Below are 15,715 nucleotides of genomic sequence, written 5' to 3'. Positions count from 1 at the left end.
TTTCACAGATGAAGGGGGGAAGCGGATCGTGATCGAGGTCGTGTCCCGCCAGGACACTCATCGAGTGTCGCATACGCTCGGTACCTATTTTTCGCCGTGAAGGATGAGCAGGCCGCGGGCGTATTTGACGATCTGCTTTTCCGTGGGATCGTCGGCGAGGTTGGACAGCATGTCGGCGATTTTCACGGCGCGAGCCAAGGGGTTTTGCCTGACCCCTTTGAGGTAGTCCTCGTAACTCAATCCGGGCCGTTTGCTGAGCAGCGCGACGGCGTCGAGGACGGGCGCCGGCACGCCAGCCTCCTGCAGGTGGGTGGCTTCCAGTTCGGTGTCCTCGATGACGTCGTGCAGCCAGGCCACCGCCTTTTCTTCCGGGGTCTCCACGCGCGAGGCCACCGCTTCCGGGTGAACGATGTAGGGGCGCTCTCCATCGCGGCGAAACTGCCCAGCGTGGGCGTCGCGGGCGATGCGCTCGGCGAGCGCTGTAAGGTCGGCCGAGGAGTTGTGGACGCTCATCTTGGAGCGCGGTCTAGTGGCTGCAGCCGCAGGATCCGCCGCAGCAGCCGTGTTGCGGCGCGGGTGCCGGGGCGCTGCCGCTCACGGAAAAACCGTAGCCGCCGCTGATGACGCGCTTGACCGGTTTGCCGTTTTCCGGATGGGCGGTCAGGGCGTCGTCCTTCATGCTTTGCTGGATTTCGAAACGCTCCGGCTTTTCGTCCGGAGTTTGCGGGATGGTTTCGTAAACGTAGGTCGCCATGGAGCTGAATGTTGAATGATGAAGGCTGAGTTGTGAAGACTTCTTATCTATCGGCGAGTAGGCGGATGGGTGTAGCGTTTGCGGCCGCCAAGACGACAGCCGCTAACCGTTTGCCTAGCTACGCGAGCACGAGGGCGGCGTAGTTCTTTTTGCCGCGACGCAGCAGGATGTATTTGTCGTAGTGCACGTCCGTCGCCGACAGCCGGTAGCCCATGTCCTGCACGCGCTGGTTGTTGACGTAGGCTCCGCCTTCCTTGACCGCTTTTTTGGCCTCGCCGCGGGAGTTGGTGAGGCCGGTGTCGACGATGGCGTCGAGCAGCAGGTAGCCGTCTTCCGAGCGCAGCTTGTCCTGGGCGAGGGAAGCGTTGGGGATTTCGCCGGCCACGTTCTTGAGGGCGTTTTCGGTGATGCCGTCGAGTCCGCCGCCGAAGAGGATCTTGGACGCGGTGATGGCATCTTCGGTGGCTTGCTCGCCGTGGATGAGATTGGTCATTTCGCGGGCGAGGGCGTGATGGGCTTCGCGGGCGCCTGGATTGGCGGCGTGCTTTTCCTCCAGCTCCTTGATCTGCTCCTCGGTGAGGAAGGTGAAGAACTTGAGGAAGCGGATCACGTCGCGATCGTCCACGTTGACGAAGTACTGGTAGAAGCGGTAGACGCTGGTCTTTTCCGGGTCGAGGTAGATGGCTCCCTTCTCCGACTTGCCGAACTTGGAGCCGTCGGAGTTGGTGATGAGGGGAAGGGTGAGGCCGTAGACGGTGTTGCCCGCCTTCTTGCGGGTGAGTTCGGTACCGACCGTGATGTTGCCCCATTGGTCCGAACCGCCGATCTGCAGCTCGCAGTTTTCCGCTTGGTTGAGGTGGAAGAAATCGTAGCCCTGCAGCAGCATGTAGGAGAACTCGGTGAAGCTGATGCCGGACTTCTCGTCGCCCATGCGAGCCTTCACCGACTCCTTGGAGACCATGGAGTTGACCGTGATGTGCTTTCCGACATCGCGCAGGAAGTCGAGAAAGCTGATGGGACCCACCCAGGAAGCGTTGTCGACCAGAGTGGCCGGGTTGGGCAGGTCTTTGGAAAAGTCCAGCAGGCGGGCCAGCTGGACCTTCACCTTAGCGATGTTGTGGTCGAGCACCTCCTTGGTCAGGAGCTGGCGTTCGGATTTCTTGCCTGAAGGGTCGCCGATGGAACCGGTGGCGCCGCCCGCGAGGGCGATGGGCCGGTGGCCGCACAGCTGAAAGCGTCGCAGGGCCAGCAGCGGCACTAGGTTGCCGAGGTGAAGGCTGTCGGCCGTGGGATCGAAGCCGCTATAGAGAGTGATGGGTCCGTTCTCGAGACGCTTGGCCAGTTCGTCCATGGCCGTGCAGTCGTTGATCAGTCCTCTCCATGTGAGCTCTTCGAGAATATTCATAAGGCGAAGGGTTTTGGCGGGAAAGGCGAGGCGTGTCCATTTAGAAGTTTTGCGGAGGCGGATTGGGGAGCAAGGTCGGGGCATCGATAGGTTTTTCGGCCTGCCTGTTCGCAGGCCGTGAAATGCGGCGAACTAGGGGAGCTTTTGCTTATAATGGGCGCGGCAGAGCCGAATTTGGCTGCGTTTTGTGCCCGGCTTCGCCGCTTCCCGGCGTAGCAACGGCATGCCCATACCCTGTCGCGTCGCTACGATGAGGGCCCAGCCGATGAGTCGCCGCGCCAGGCTGTTCGTGGACGGAGCGACTCTACAGGCAACCCATGTAGTGTTTCATGGCTGCGGAAGACAGCTGAAAGTCCTTTGAGATGGCTTGGGGAAAGGTCTCGTAGTCGCTGAAGCGGTTAGCTCTGAGGGCTTTGAGGGAGCGTTCGTAGAGCTGGGCGGACCGTTGCCAGCCAAGCGATGCCACGGCCCCTTTCAATCCGTGCACCACCGGGATGAGGGCTTCCACGTCCTTTTGGGCGCAGGCTTGCTCTATCTCTCGAAGCTGATTTTCGAAGTCGCGAGCGAGCGACTGGTAGCACTCGGTGAGCACAGCGATCGCGGAATCGCGATCCATCTCGAAGCAGATTTCGTCGATGTGAGATTGGTCCAAGAGCTCGGGTTCGGTGGTCGATTCGACCTCGATCATGGAATCAGACGCGTGTTGAGAGGGCGTTTGCTGGGTCGGGGAAGCGCTTGCGTCGTGGGAGGCGAGAGCTGGCTCGGTCTCGGATTCGGGCTCGCTACCGTCCGCGCTTTGGAAGTGCGTTTCCAAGCACCGTTTGATCTTCGAGCGATCGATCGGCTTGGTCATGAATCCGTCCATGCCGGCGGTCAGGCATTGCTCGCGGGTGCACTCCTGAGTGTTGGCGGTGAGGGCCACGATTTTGGGCAAGCCGTGGGAGGGAGGATGATCGCGAAGCTCCTTGAAGGCGTCCAAGCCGTTGATGTCGGGCATCAGGAGGTCGAGCAGCACGAGGTCGTATTGATTTTGGCATACCTTTTGTATGAACTCTCTGCCCCCGTTGGCGGTATCCGCGGCGAAGCCGAGGTGCTTCAGGGTCATGGTGGCGACTTTCAAGTTGAGCGAGATGTCGTCCACCACTAGGATGCGCAGGGAGTCAGCTGGCAGGAGGGCGGCTTTGTGGGCGCTGGCCTCGTTTCGAGCCGCGGGAGAATCGACGGGATTGGGGGCTTGCTCGGGCTCCTGTTTCGGGATCTGGCCGATCAGGCGCATGGCTTCGGAGAAGGGCAGCGGAAGCTCGCGTTCGTTTACCCAGTAGATGGGCAGCGAGCTGGATTGGAGTTCGGCGAACGTATCGGCGTCGAGCTGGTCGGGATCGATGAAGGCGAGGTCGATGCCCCCGTTTTTGAGGGTTTGCAGGATGTGTTCGCTGTCGACGCTCTCCAAGTTGAAGGAGCACACCTTGGCAGCGATGCAGAGGTGCTGGGCGAGGGAGGACTCCTGCAGCGTGGTGCAGATCAGATGGTTCATCAGCTCCCGGCTGCGGAACTGGGCGAAAACCGACGGCGCGTCCTTGACGGGAAGGGAGTCGATGGCGAAGGAGAACTCGCTTCCCAGATCCGGAATGCTCTTGACCTGGATCGAGCTTTGCATGCTGGCCGCGAGGTGCCGGCAGATGGCAAGCCCCACTCCCGCGCCTTGGAATCCGTTGCTCGAGTCTCCATTGACTCGGTAGAAGGGATCGAAGATGAGATCGAGATCGTCGCTGCTGATTCCCATGCCTGAGTCGATCACCGAAAAACGGATACGCGCCCGCCCGCTTTCGAGAATCTGGTGGTCGAGCTTGAGCTTGGCGTATCCCTTGGAGGTGAACTTCAGGGAATTGGAGAGCAGGTGTATCAGGATCTTCTTTACGCGCACCGGATCGCAGGCGATGGTGGCGGGAAGCTCTGGGGATAGGTCGTAGCGCAGCTCGAGGCCTTTGGCTTGAGCGGCTTCGGCGCTTTGCTCCAGCACCTCTTCCACCAGGCGGAGAATGTCGACGTCTTCGATGAACGGTTCGTCGGTCTCGCTGTAGCATTGGGTGAGCTCGAAAAGGTCCTCGTTGAGCTTGAGCAGCTGCTCCCCGCTGGAGTTGATGTCCGAGAGCCAGGCTTTGGCGGTGGGATCGGAGGACTCTTCCTTGAGCACCGAGCTCAGTCCGATGATGGCGTTGAGCGGAGTGCGGAACTCGTGGCTCATGGTATTGAGAAAGGCGTCCTTGGCGTCTTCCGCGGCTCTGACTTTGGCGTAGGCGGCGCGCAGCTCCTGGTCCTTCCGGCGCTGCACGGTGATGTCCTCCTTCACCGCCACGTAGTTCGCGATTTGCCCGGATTCGTTCAAAATGGGGGCGATGGTGGCCTGCTCCCAGTAGAGCTCGCCGGATTTTTTCCGATTGTTGAATTGCCCGGTCCAGACCTTCCCTTCGGTGATGGTGCGCCAGAGCTTCTTGTAGAAGGACTTGCTGTGCGTGCCGGCTCCGAGGATGCTAGGGGTCCGACCGATGGCTTCGCAGGCGGAGTAGCCGGTTCGTTGCTCGAAGGCGCGGTTGACGTATTCGATGACGCCATCCTGGTTGGTGATGACGATGGAAACGGGCGACTGTTCCACCGCTTGCTCCAGCAGGTGAAGCCGATGCTGCATCTCGCCGATGTTGCGACGCGATGGGCTGGCTCCCGGCTTGGATGCGGGATTTCGTTTGAAGAGACCGGTCAGTTTCTTGAAGGCGTTCGGCATAGGTGGACCTCGGGTTGGCAAGGTCAGTTGAAAGAGGTGAAGCCGGAAGCGTTGGAGATCTGGGCGAAGGTCTGATCGTGAAGGGCTCGCTCGGTCTGCATGGTGTAGCGCTCGCGATGCTCGTTCAAACTGGCCTGCACTTCCTGCGGCAATTCGCGTTTCCCTACGAGCTTCAGGCTGATGGCGTTGATCTCCCGGAGCGTTTCTCGGATCGGGGTGAATTCCGTTTGCAGGCGTTGGGGGAAGCTCAGTCGCTGGGGCAAATCCTGGATAGTGGACGCGTTTCGATTCGAGGCGTCGAGCAAGGCTCGCGTTTCGGAGATGGTCCCGCTGATGTGATGCTGAAGCCGGGCGTCGATATCCTGTGAGGACTCGAAGAGCTCCTGACGGTCCTTGTTGAGTACTTCGACGTGGGCCACGGAGGACTCCCGGGTGGAGCGGAGCTGCTCCAGAGCGTTCTCCAGAGCGGAGGAGAGCTTTTTGCTGGTTCTTTGATTGGCCTCGGAGACGACGCTGGTCTCCTGGGCCAGTCGTTCCAGGGCTCCGCCTTCCTCCAGTCGGCTGGCGGCGACCTGCGCGTTGAGGGCGATCAGCCTGATGTCCTGCTGACGGGAGCTGATCTCGCGGTTGTAGACTTGCACCACCTTGACGATGCGTTGGTCGATTTGGGCCAGCTGCTGGTGCACGCGACCGGAGAATTCGGTGATGCGGGAGAGCTCCTCGATCTGCTGGCCGAAGGCGAATGCGATGGAGCTGGTGCCGAATTGATGAAACAGGGTGTCCTGCAGGGCGCCGAGGCGCTGGGCGACCGCGTCGGATTTCGCTTGAGCGTCGGCGATGCTGGAAAAGGCTTGCTCACCGGTTTCGGCGAGCAGGTCCACCGCGTAGTCGAGCTGCCTGCCTTGAACGCTGGAATGGGCGAAGAGCTCGCTCAGGCGCTGCTTGCGCGGCTTGCCTTTGCAAGCGGGGCTGGCGATGCGCTCGATCTCGTTCAAGGCGTTGGCGATGTGCTCGAGCTTTTGTCGCACGATGTCCTGATTTTGCAGACAGATGATAATGGGCGAGATCGCGAGCTCGATTTCCTCGAGCGTATTCTTGATGTCACTACAGTCCGCGACGCAGGGGGTCAGGATGGTTTCGATGCGGTGGATTTCTTCGCGGATCGATTCGAGCTGGCGTTCCACCGTGTTTTCGCTGCCGTTGAACTCGGCGTCCCAGGCTCGGCGAATGTCGTCCATCTCCTTGAGCACGGCTTGCAGTTCGGAAAATCCGGAATCCAGGGTCTTGGCGATGGATTCGTCGATGCGGTGGAAGTCGCTGACCACGGTGCGGAAGACGGCCTGGGCCTCTTCGTCGCATCGGGCGGATTCGATGGCGAAGCCGGTAGCCAGGGAGCGGAAGATCACCTGATTATGGTCGAACTCGCTCTTGATCGTTTCGCATTCGCTGACCAGCGAATCGATCAGTTCGAACTGGTTGCTGAGAGCGAATTCCACGCCGCTGCTGGAGTGCACCAGCTCGATGGCCCGCTTGCCGATCTCGAAGGCGCTGCGGAAGGCGTTTTCCTCGGAGCAGCCGTCCAGCGACTCTCCGAGCTTCTGCGTTTGCCCGATGGTGTTCTGGATGCAGGTCTGAATGGAGGACACGCTTTCCGCGAGGATTACGAACTCCTTGTCGGTGACCTGGCCAAACTGATAGAGCTGGTCCGAGTAGCGGGACGCCTGCTGGGAGAGCTCGACCAGCTTTGAGGGTAGCCCTCGAGCGAAACCGATGGATTTGAAAACGTTTTTCACCTAGAGAGTCGGAGTGGGTGTGGGGAGATCAATTCGCCTAGTTGTTGCCGATCGCTAGCATGATGGCTTCTTTCAGCGCCGCGGGGCGCACGGGTTTTGAGATCACGCTCTGGACGGGAAGGGTGGAGAGCTGGTTGGAGCCGAAGCGTTCAGATTCCGAAGTGATGACGATGACAGGCGGCTTGCGGCGCGATCCTTGTCCGAGTGTTTCGATGACGCTGCGGCCGTCTTTGTTCGGCATATAGAGGTCGAGCAAGACCAGGTCGATGTCGGTCGAGGAAAGGATCTTCGAAGCCGCGTCGCCGTCAGCCGCTTCGATGGCGACGTACCCCATGTGGCGAATCAGGTTGCTGTGGTAGATGCGAACGCTTGCGAAGTCGTCAACGACGAGAACTTTTTTCATAGGGAGCTACAGTCTGGCAGATGAGTTGTCTCGCTGTCCCATGAGGGGAAAACGCGTTAGAATCTGGGACCGTGGCAACGGATGAAAACAAGGGGTGCCCAAGGGTTCGCGGGCAACTCGTACGGACGCGGATCGACGCATGCGTTTCCGCCTTGGCGGCTGGAGGCGCGTCTGCGAGACGATCGTGGTGGGTGGCGGTCATGGTGCGAGTGGGGGGCGACCAGAGATTGCGGACGGGCGTTGCTTTCGGGTGACTCCGTTCAGGTGATTCCCTAGTCGTAAGGTGGTCTGTACTGCGTCTTTTCGGCGGTGGGGAGGCGAGGTTGAGAGCGGTCGAATCCATTTACCTTAAATTACAAAGACTACCTAGAACATGCGGCTGGCGCCGGCCGCGCCGAGACGGGCTCGTCAGGCAGCCGAAGCAAGGGTGGAAGCGACCTGGTGGCCCCGCGCTCGGAGAATCCCTCAGAGCCGATTTTGTGGATACCTTCGGGTGTAGTGTATTCTTCGATACGGGCTGAGGAAAACGCCCCGGACGTCGGTCGTCTCGCAGCTGACCTGAAGAATGGGATGTGTCGGCGGTCAGCTGCGGATGGTCGCTCCGTCTTGCCACGTGGCTCCGATCAAGGTGGCTCGCGGAAAGTCGGGAATGCCTTGCTCGTTGTTGTTGATCTGGCTGATCACCATTTCCACCGCGGCCTCGCCGGCCACGTCGTTGTGCTGATTCATGCCGGCCATGTCTGGATGGGAAGGGCGGCGTTCCAGCTGCGCGAAGGCGATGTCCTCCGGGATCTTGAATCCCATCTCGACCAGCCAGGTGTGGATGGAATTGTAGAGGGTAAGCACCGCGTCGGGCTTGTTTTTGTCCATCCACGCCTTGAAGAGGCTCGGGTCCTTCTTGGCCTTCTTGTACTCGAGGAAAGGATCGATACGGTTCTTTTTGGCCAGCAGCTTTTGACCGACCATGAAACCTGCGGAGAAACGGCCTTGCACGAGGTCGTCGATCGACTGGTCGACGATGAGGGCAGGGCGCTTGTAGCCGCGAGAGACCACCCGCTCCACCGCCCTCAAGGCGAGATGGTGGTGGTCCACGCAGGCGTAGGACAGGGCGGGCTGCCGCGTGCGCACTCCGGTCACAACGGTAGGGATGGCGTCCCAAACAGGTATATAGGACTTCGGCAGCTGGTTTTGCCCCATCAGTCCCACCACCACGATTCCGCGAATGTTGCGCGCGTCCAGAATCTGCAGAACCCGCTTGGCCGAGAACTCCGGATCGTGCAGCCAAAAGCGATCGAAGGAATAGCCCAGCTGAAAGGCGCGTCGCTCGCAGCCGCGCACGTAGGCCGGAATGGTGGGGTGATGGTCGAGAGCGTTGCGGTTCTCGTTGGCGTTGATCAAAGCCAGCTTGGCTTGAAACTTTGGAGTCTGGCTGGAGCGCAGCTCCGCCATCAGACGCGACACCACGGGATTGGTCTGATAGCCCATCTCCTCGGCCTTCTGCCGGATCTTCTCGCGAGTGGCGTAGGGGATTTCGGGGCGGTTTCTCAGCGCGAGCGAAACTGCGTTCTTGGAATAGCCCAAGGCGTCCGCTATGTCCTGCATGGTGACTCTTCGTTTCACGAAGGCCGATAAAGACAGTTTAGATTTTACTGTCAAGGAGAGGTGATCTTTTGCCTCGGTCCGAACTCGGCTACACAGATTTCATAACCCTAGACTCCCCCCGCTTATGGCATACACTATTGGAATTGACTACGGTTCGAATTCCGTTCGCAGCATCGTAGTTCGCTGCAGTGACGGCACAGAGATCGCGACCTCCGTGTTTAACTATCCGTCTGGCGAGCTTGGCATCTTGCTCGACTCGGATGACCACCACCTGGCCCGCCAGCACCCTGGCGACTACGTGGCGGGTTTGGAGACCAGCGTGCGTGACGCTCTGGCGGACGCGGCCAAAAACGACGAGTCGTTTTCGTCGGAAAAGGTGATCGGGCTGGGAGTCGATACGACGGGTTCGAGTCCTATCCCTGTGGACTCCAACAACATCGCCTTGGCGACGCAGGATGCTTGGAAGGGCAATCTCGCCGCGGAGTGCTGGCTTTGGAAGGACCATACCAGCGTCAAGGAGGCGCAGAAGATCACCGAGCTCGGCCGCGAGCATCGTCCTCAGTTTCTCGCCAAATGCGGCAACACCTATTCCTCCGAGTGGTTCTGGGCCAAGATCTGGCACTGCCTTAACATCGCTCCCGAGGTGTTCGAAGCGGCCTACAGCTGGGTGGAGCTCTGCGATTGGGTCCCCTCGCTGCTGGCGGGCGTGAAGGATCCCAAGGCGGTCAAGCGCGGCATTTGCGCCGCCGGTCACAAGGCCTTGTACTCGGACGATTGGAACGGTCTTCCGGACAAGGAGTTCCTCTCCATGCTGAACCCGAAGCTCGCGGATCTAAGGGATCGACTTTACGAAAAAGCGTACGACGCCAGCGAGAAGGCGGGCGACCTTTGCGAAGAATGGGCCACTCGTCTCGGTTTGCCGGCCGGCATCCCCATCGCCATCGGCGAGTTCGACGTTCACTACGGAGCCATCGGCGCCGGCGTGGAGGAAGGCGTTCTGGTTAAGGTGCTCGGCACTTCCACTTGCGACTGCGCAGTGGTCTCGGGCGAGAAGGACGTAGCGGACATTCCCGGCATCTGCGGCATCGTTCCCGGGGCGATTCTCCCAGGCTTCTACGGCATCGAAGCGGGGCAGTCCGCGGTGGGCGACATTTTCGCGTGGTTCGTGAATCGCGTGCTCGGCGACGACAGCAAGCATGGCGAGTTGACGAAAAAGGCCGACGAGCTCGCCCCGGGCGAGAGCGGATTGCTGGCCCTGGATTGGAACAACGGAAACCGCACCATCCTGGTCGATCCGCTGCTTTCTGGCCTGTTGCTTGGTCAGACCTTGCACACCACGCAATCTGAGATCTATCGCGCTCTCATCGAGGCGACCGCCTTCGGCGCTCGTATGATTCTCGAGCGTATCGAAGAATACGGCGTGCCGGTGAGCAAGGTGGTTTGCGCCGGCGGCATCGCGGAAAAGAATCCTATGCTGATGCAGATCTACGCCGACATCACTGGCCGCGACATGCTGATCTCCCGCAGCTCCCAGACCTGCGCTCTCGGCTCGGCCATTTCAGCTGCGGTCCAAGCGGGCAGCGCTGCGGGTGGATACGACGATTTCAAGACCGCCCAGGAGAAGATGTCCGGGCTCAAGGATGTCTGCTTCAAGCCGGAACCGAAGAGCCAAGCCGTCTACGAGAAGCTTTTTGCGTTGTATAAGAAACTTCATGACGCCTTCGGCGGCGTGTCCACCGAATCGTTGGCGCCAGTGATGAAGGAGCTTCTCGAAATCAAGGAAGCTGCTCGTTCCAAGAAAGCTTAGTCGAAACACCAGATTTGTAACCCCATTTTGAATACTAAAATGATAGATCTCTCGAATAAAGAACTTTGGTTTGTGACTGGGTCTCAGCACCTTTATGGTGAGGAAACCCTAAAACAGGTAGCATCGAACTCGCAGGAAATCGCGGGGGCGCTCAACAACGCTTCCGCGATTCCTGTGAGTGTCGTTTTTAAGACGGTAGGTGAAACCTCCGAAACCATTCGCGACATTTGCCAGGAGGCGAACAACGCCAAGGAGTGTATCGGTCTGGTGATCTGGTGCCACACCTTCTCGCCCGCCAAGATGTGGATCGGCGGCTTGAAGGCCCTCAAGAAGCCGTTCGTGCACCTGCACACGCAGTTCAACCGCGACCTGCCATGGAGCGAAATCGACATGGACTATATGAACTTGCACCAGTCCGCCCACGGCGACCGCGAGTTCGGCTTCATCTGCGCCCGCATGCGCATCGACCGCAAGGTTGTCGTCGGCCATTGGCAGGACCCCGAAGTGCAGCAGCAGATCGGAAACTGGTCCCGCGCCGCCGCCGCTCACGCTTCCATGCAAGGCGCCCGCATTTGCCGCATCGGCGACAACATGCGTGAAGTTTCCGTCACCGAAGGTGATAAGGTCGCGGCGGAGCAAGTGCTTGGGTATTCCGTAAACGGATACGGAGTGGGCGACGTGGTCGCCTACGTGGACGCGGTCAGCGATGCCGAAGTCGACGCTCTCTGCGCCACCTACGAATCTGAATACGACGTCGCTCCCGAATTGCTCGAAGGCGGCGCCAAGCGCGAGTCTCTTCGCGACGGAGCCCGCATCGAGCTCGGTCTGCGCAAGTTCCTCGAAGAACGCAACGCAGTCGGCTTCACCACCACTTTCGAAGACCTGCACGGTCTCAAGCAACTGCCAGGCTTGGCAGTGCAACGCCTCATGATGGACGGCTACGGCTTCGGCGCCGAAGGCGACTGGAAGTCCGCGGCGTTGCTCCGTACCATGAAAGTCATGGAGCAAGGGCTCGAAGGCGGCACTTCCTTCATGGAAGACTACACCTACCATCTCGACCCGGCCGGCACGAAGGTGCTCGGTTCGCACATGCTGGAGATCTGTCCGTCCATCGCTCAGGGCAAGCCCAAGCTGGAGTGCCACCCGCTCGGAATCGGCGGCAAGGAGGATCCGGTTCGTCTCGTTTTCAACGTAGGCGAAGGGTCCGCGGTCAACGCAACGATCATCGACCTTGGCGATCGTTTCCGTTTCGTGGTGAACGAAGTCGATGTGGTCGCTCCCGACGCGGACCTGCCCAAGCTGCCAGTGGCTCGCGCCGTGTGGCAGCCCAAGCCGGATTTCAAGACCTCCGCAGCATGCTGGATCCAGGCCGGCGGCTCCCATCACCCGATCTTCAGCAAGGCCCTGCCGACCGAGTGCTTGGTGGACTACGCGACCATCGCTGGCATCGAGCTGGTTTTGATCGATGAGAAGAGCACCGTCGCTCAGGTGAAAAACGAACTTCGTTTCAACGACGTCGCTTACAAGAAGTAGGACCATGAGCAAGTACCAAGACTTGAAGGAGGCGTGCTGCGAGGCCAACAAGCAGCTTCCTAAGCTCGGTATCGTCGACATCACCTTCGGGAACGTTTCCGTGGTGGATCGTTCTCTCGGTGTGATGGCGATCAAGCCGAGCGGCGTGGACTACGACGATCTGACGCCCGACTGCATGGTGGTCATCGACTACGAGGCCAAGCCCGATGCAAACCACGAGCTGGACCTGGAGAAGGCTAAGATCGAAGGCGACCTGCGTCCGTCCTCGGATACGCCCACTCACATGCGTTTGTATCAGGCCTTTGGTGACATCGGTTCCGTGGTGCATACCCACTCGCGAAACGCCACCGCCTTCGCTCAAGCAGGCATGGCGATCCCTTGCATGGGAACCACGCATGCCGACTACTTCTACGGCGAGGTGCCAGTGTCACGCGTCATGACTCCCGAGGAAATCTCCCGCCACTACGAGTGGGAGACGGGCAACGTCATAGTGGAACGCTTCAAGGACCTCGACCCGAATCAGGTCAACGCCATCCTCTTCAACGGCCACGCTCCCTTCATTTGGGGCAAGAATGCCAAGAAGGCGGTGGAAATCGCTTTCGCTCTGGAGGTGATCGCCGAGATGACGATGAAGTCGCTGATGCTGCGCCCGAACGCGCTGCATCTGACCCAAGCTCAGCTCGACAAGCACTACCTGCGCAAGCACGGCGCCGGCGCCTACTACGGCCAGAAGTAGGGCGCAGGCCGTTCATTTGTCTATTCGGTTGCGAAAGGCGGTCCCTCGCGGAGACCGCCTTTTTTCACGCCCCGACGCGCAACTCTTTTTTGCAACGTTACAAAAAAGAGTTGCCCACCTGTCGCCTGAGATCCGTGGCTGGAGGAAGGACGGAGTTGGCGAAAGGGCGAAGAAGCGAAAGGGCGGATGAGAGGGCGAGTCGAGCTCTGGGTGAGCCCTTTGGGAAAAAGAAAAGGCGGGTCGCCTACCCCTAAGCGACCCGCCACTCGTTTTCTTAGTTACCCCAAATGTCCTCGCTAAGCGTGGACAAATGAAGAAAAGCAGCGCACGCGCCAACTTCGTGCAGACGGTTTTGAAATTTCGAAATTTCGTACTGTTGAACGATTTTGCTGAGCGGGCGCTAGGGGGATATTCGGGGCCTCTCCCTGAGTAGGAATCCTATGGCGCTTAAAAATGCGACGGGCCCTGCTTCGATTTGATCTCGATTCCGACTGGGGTCAAACGTTCGCGTCTGCGCGTCCGCAGGCGGGATGCGAGCGGCTCTGGTCGGTGACCTGGAAGCCCGACGGCCGCCGGTGGCTGAATCGTTGTTTCACGCTGATGGCGGCGGCGCTGGGAGCAAGGGGTTAGCATCGGGAAGGCGGGCGCTGTCGACCTTAGATAATGACCTGTAGTGGACTAAAAGGAGTCTAGCCCTTTTCTTGGCGCGGATTTGGCTGGTGGGGCCTCTGTGCTAAGATTCAAAACCCTTCAGACGGCGGCCTTCCTGCTAGGCCTGTTGCCATTAACATCACAGCAGACGGTCGGTGCTCCGGATATCGAGCAAGCCCGAAATCTGGTATCGGAATGGGTCGAAGTCGAAAAACTGATCTCCGAGGAGGCTTCCAGTTGGGAGGCCGAGAAGGAGATCGTGGCCGACATGATCGCTCTTCTGAAACAGGAGAGGGAATCTCTGCAGGAGCGTATCGAACTTGCCAAGACAGCGTCATCCGAAGCGGACAAGAAGCGAGCCGGACTGGTGGAGGAACGCGAGGAGTACATCGCCGCCATGGATTTTCTCGGCGAGAGGATTGGCGCGGTAGAGGAGAGGATCATCGCGTTGCACGCGAAATTTCCACCGCCTTTGCAGGAAGAGGTGAGCGTATCCTTCAATCGAATACCCAAATCAGGAGAGAAGTCGCGACTCTCAGTATCGCAGCGCTTGCAGACCATCGTAGTCGTGTTGAGTCAAGCCGACAAGTTCAACGGTGGCGTTCAACTCATTTCAAAAATCCAGGAGCTGGAGAGCGGACCGGCTGAAGTGGATATCCTCTATTTCGGTCTCGGAGGAGCTTTCTTTCAGGATAAGACGGGAAGGTATGCAGGAGTTGGATACCCTTCTTCGGACGGCTGGGAGTGGAAGGAAACTCCGGACGCTGCGGAGCAGATCGTGGATCTGTTCGCGGTCTATCAAGGCACCAAGCAGGCGGAGTTCGTTCGTTTGCCTGTAACTATCAAATAGCGAGATCCTCTCATGAAGTCCCTGATTCCATCAATCGTCCTTTTCGGACTTGCCGTCTCCCCGTGCGCCTTGGCGCAGAATTCCTTGGATAGCGCCGTCGGGTCGGTCGAGAAATCCATCGAAACCTCGCTAAGCGAACTTTCGGAGCTGCGCTCGACCATCTCGTCGGAAAAGGCGCCGCTTGCCAAGGAGCTCAACAGTCTGAACGCCGAGGTGAGCGAGCTGCGCAAGGAGTTCGAAAAGGAGTCGCGAGCCAGCGATGCAAAGAGCTTGGACCTCAATTCTCTCGAGGTGAACGTGAAGCAGCGTCAGGACGAGGTGGACTACGTGGTCAGTCTGATGACCGAATACATCACCAACATCGAGTCGCGGGCCGATTCCAGTGAGTTGGATGAATACCAGCCGACCATCGACGCTACGCTGCTGGCGGTTGACGACCCGGAGTTGGAGCGATTGATGGTGATCGAAGCTCAGCTCGAAGCGATCCAGATGGGAATCGAACGGGTTGATTCGGTGATTGGGGGCAAGGTCTTCGAGGGAGCGGCGGTCACGGAGAGCGGCGAGCTCGAGCAGGGATCGTTCGTACTGTTCGGCCCTGTGGCATATTTCGCTTCGAACTCCGGAGCCAGCGGTCTCTCCATGGCTGGCAAATCAGGCCAGCCAGCCATCATTCCCATCGAAGGGGCCAACGGGAGCATCAGCGAAGTCGCCTCCAGCAAGTCGGGAGCGCTGCCGCTCGATCCGACTTTGGGCAAGGCGATCGCCATCGCTTCCACCGAAGAGACTTTGACCGAGCATATTCTAAAGGGAGGCGTATGGGTTTTTCCGATACTGGGCTTCGCTCTGGTTTCTCTTCTGGTTTCGGTTTTCAAGCTCTTCGAACTCTCGTCGGTCAAGGGGCTGCCGGACGGTGTCATCGCCAAAGTGGTCAAGTTGCTGCGCAAGGGCGAGGTGGAATCCGCTCGGCATGAAGCGAACAGTCTTTCTGGTCCAAGCGGAGAGCTGGTGAAAGTCGGTGTAGCGAACGCCTCCGAGCCTAAGGAGCTTTTGGAGGAAATCCTTTTGGAGAAGATGGTGGCCACTCAGCCGAAGATCGAGCGCCTGCTATCCGTCATCGCCGTCACCGCCGCCACCGCTCCTTTGCTGGGTCTGCTCGGTACGGTGACCGGCATGATCAATACCTTCAAGCTGATCACCATCTTTGGAACCGGAGACGCCAAGTCGCTCTCCGGCGGTATTTCCGAGGCGCTGATCACCACGGAATTCGGTCTGGTGGTAGCGATACCGTCCTTGATTTTCCATGCCTACCTGGCTCGGCGCGCCAAATCGATCATGGCCGCCATGGAGCGTTCCGCCATGTCGTTCGTAAACGGAGTCAAGGCCACAAGCGATTAAGCGAATC

The 15,715-nt window shown here is 59.4% G+C and carries 12 protein-coding genes; 5 read left to right on the top strand and 7 right to left on the bottom strand.

From position 1 onward, the window contains the following. Positions 1-84: 84 nt before the first annotated feature. The 7 genes from QEH54_RS20960 to QEH54_RS20930 form a co-directional block, all read right to left on the bottom strand. On the bottom strand, positions 85-513 hold the full coding sequence (locus QEH54_RS20960; RefSeq protein ID WP_309020678.1) for a hypothetical protein: 429 nt from the start codon (positions 511-513) through the stop codon (positions 85-87). Between the two features lie 13 nt (positions 514-526). Next, complete coding sequence (locus QEH54_RS20955; RefSeq protein WP_309020677.1) at positions 527-754, bottom strand: zinc ribbon domain-containing protein; 228 nt, start codon at positions 752-754, stop codon at positions 527-529. 118 nt (positions 755-872) lie between these two features. After that, a complete protein-coding gene (gene tyrS, locus QEH54_RS20950) occupies positions 873-2,159 on the bottom strand; it encodes a tyrosine--tRNA ligase (RefSeq protein ID WP_309020676.1) in 1,287 nt (428 codons plus the stop codon). A gap of 304 nt (positions 2,160-2,463) precedes the next feature. Then, the gene (locus tag QEH54_RS20945) at positions 2,464-4,938 is read right to left on the bottom strand and encodes a response regulator (protein ID WP_309020675.1); all 2,475 of its coding nucleotides are present in this window, start codon (positions 4,936-4,938) and stop codon (positions 2,464-2,466) included. 23 nt (positions 4,939-4,961) lie between these two features. Continuing rightward, positions 4,962-6,731: a hypothetical protein gene (locus QEH54_RS20940; protein WP_309020674.1), complete on the bottom strand. Its 1,770-nt coding sequence runs from the start codon at positions 6,729-6,731 to the stop codon at positions 4,962-4,964. 37 nt (positions 6,732-6,768) lie between these two features. Then, entirely contained in the window at positions 6,769-7,134 is a 366-nt protein-coding gene (locus tag QEH54_RS20935; RefSeq protein WP_309020673.1) for a response regulator, read from the bottom strand. A 582-nt stretch (positions 7,135-7,716) separates the two neighbouring features. Continuing rightward, positions 7,717-8,736, bottom strand: coding sequence for a LacI family DNA-binding transcriptional regulator (locus QEH54_RS20930; protein WP_309020672.1), 1,020 nt, complete (start codon positions 8,734-8,736; stop codon positions 7,717-7,719). A gap of 124 nt (positions 8,737-8,860) precedes the next feature. On the opposite strand from QEH54_RS20930, the gene QEH54_RS20925 reads away from it, so the two are divergent. The 5 genes from QEH54_RS20925 to QEH54_RS20905 all read left to right on the top strand — a co-directional run bounded on the left by QEH54_RS20925 (position 8,861) and on the right by QEH54_RS20905 (position 15,708). Continuing rightward, positions 8,861-10,543, top strand: coding sequence for a ribulokinase (locus tag QEH54_RS20925; protein WP_309020671.1), 1,683 nt, complete (start codon positions 8,861-8,863; stop codon positions 10,541-10,543). Between the two features lie 39 nt (positions 10,544-10,582). Beyond that, entirely contained in the window at positions 10,583-12,076 is a 1,494-nt protein-coding gene (gene araA, locus QEH54_RS20920; RefSeq protein ID WP_309020670.1) for an L-arabinose isomerase, read from the top strand. A 4-nt stretch (positions 12,077-12,080) separates the two neighbouring features. Further along, a complete protein-coding gene (gene araD, locus QEH54_RS20915; protein WP_309020669.1) occupies positions 12,081-12,812 on the top strand; it encodes an L-ribulose-5-phosphate 4-epimerase AraD in 732 nt (243 codons plus the stop codon). A gap of 730 nt (positions 12,813-13,542) precedes the next feature. Beyond that, positions 13,543-14,313, top strand: coding sequence for a DUF3450 family protein (locus QEH54_RS20910; RefSeq protein WP_345785684.1), 771 nt, complete (start codon positions 13,543-13,545; stop codon positions 14,311-14,313). 12 nt (positions 14,314-14,325) lie between these two features. Then, a complete protein-coding gene (locus QEH54_RS20905; protein ID WP_309020667.1) occupies positions 14,326-15,708 on the top strand; it encodes a MotA/TolQ/ExbB proton channel family protein in 1,383 nt (460 codons plus the stop codon). The last annotated feature ends 7 nt before the right edge of the window (positions 15,709-15,715 follow it).

Origin of the sequence: Pelagicoccus sp. SDUM812003 (assembly GCF_031127815.1) — a bacterium.
Lineage (GTDB): Bacteria > Verrucomicrobiota > Verrucomicrobiia > Opitutales > Opitutaceae > Pelagicoccus.
The sequence above is the reverse complement of the archived record's forward strand: the minus strand, read 5'-3'. Positions and strand labels throughout refer to the sequence as shown.

Bases quoted from the DNA above. Each gene is read 5' to 3' on its own strand.
- QEH54_RS20960 (WP_309020678.1), bottom strand. From the start codon at position 513: ATGAGCGTCCACAACTCCTCGGCCGACCTTACAGCGCTCGCCGAGCGC.
- QEH54_RS20955 (WP_309020677.1), bottom strand. From the start codon at position 754: ATGGCGACCTACGTTTACGAAACCATCCCGCAAACTCCGGACGAAAAG.
- tyrS (WP_309020676.1), bottom strand. From the start codon at position 2,159: ATGAATATTCTCGAAGAGCTCACATGGAGAGGACTGATCAACGACTGC.
- QEH54_RS20945 (WP_309020675.1), bottom strand. From the start codon at position 4,938: ATGCCGAACGCCTTCAAGAAACTGACCGGTCTCTTCAAACGAAATCCC.
- QEH54_RS20935 (WP_309020673.1), bottom strand. From the start codon at position 7,134: ATGAAAAAAGTTCTCGTCGTTGACGACTTCGCAAGCGTTCGCATCTAC.
- QEH54_RS20930 (WP_309020672.1), bottom strand. From the start codon at position 8,736: ATGCAGGACATAGCGGACGCCTTGGGCTATTCCAAGAACGCAGTTTCG.
- QEH54_RS20925 (WP_309020671.1), top strand. From the start codon at position 8,861: ATGGCATACACTATTGGAATTGACTACGGTTCGAATTCCGTTCGCAGC.
- araA (WP_309020670.1), top strand. From the start codon at position 10,583: ATGATAGATCTCTCGAATAAAGAACTTTGGTTTGTGACTGGGTCTCAG.
- araD (WP_309020669.1), top strand. From the start codon at position 12,081: ATGAGCAAGTACCAAGACTTGAAGGAGGCGTGCTGCGAGGCCAACAAG.
- QEH54_RS20905 (WP_309020667.1), top strand. From the start codon at position 14,326: ATGAAGTCCCTGATTCCATCAATCGTCCTTTTCGGACTTGCCGTCTCC.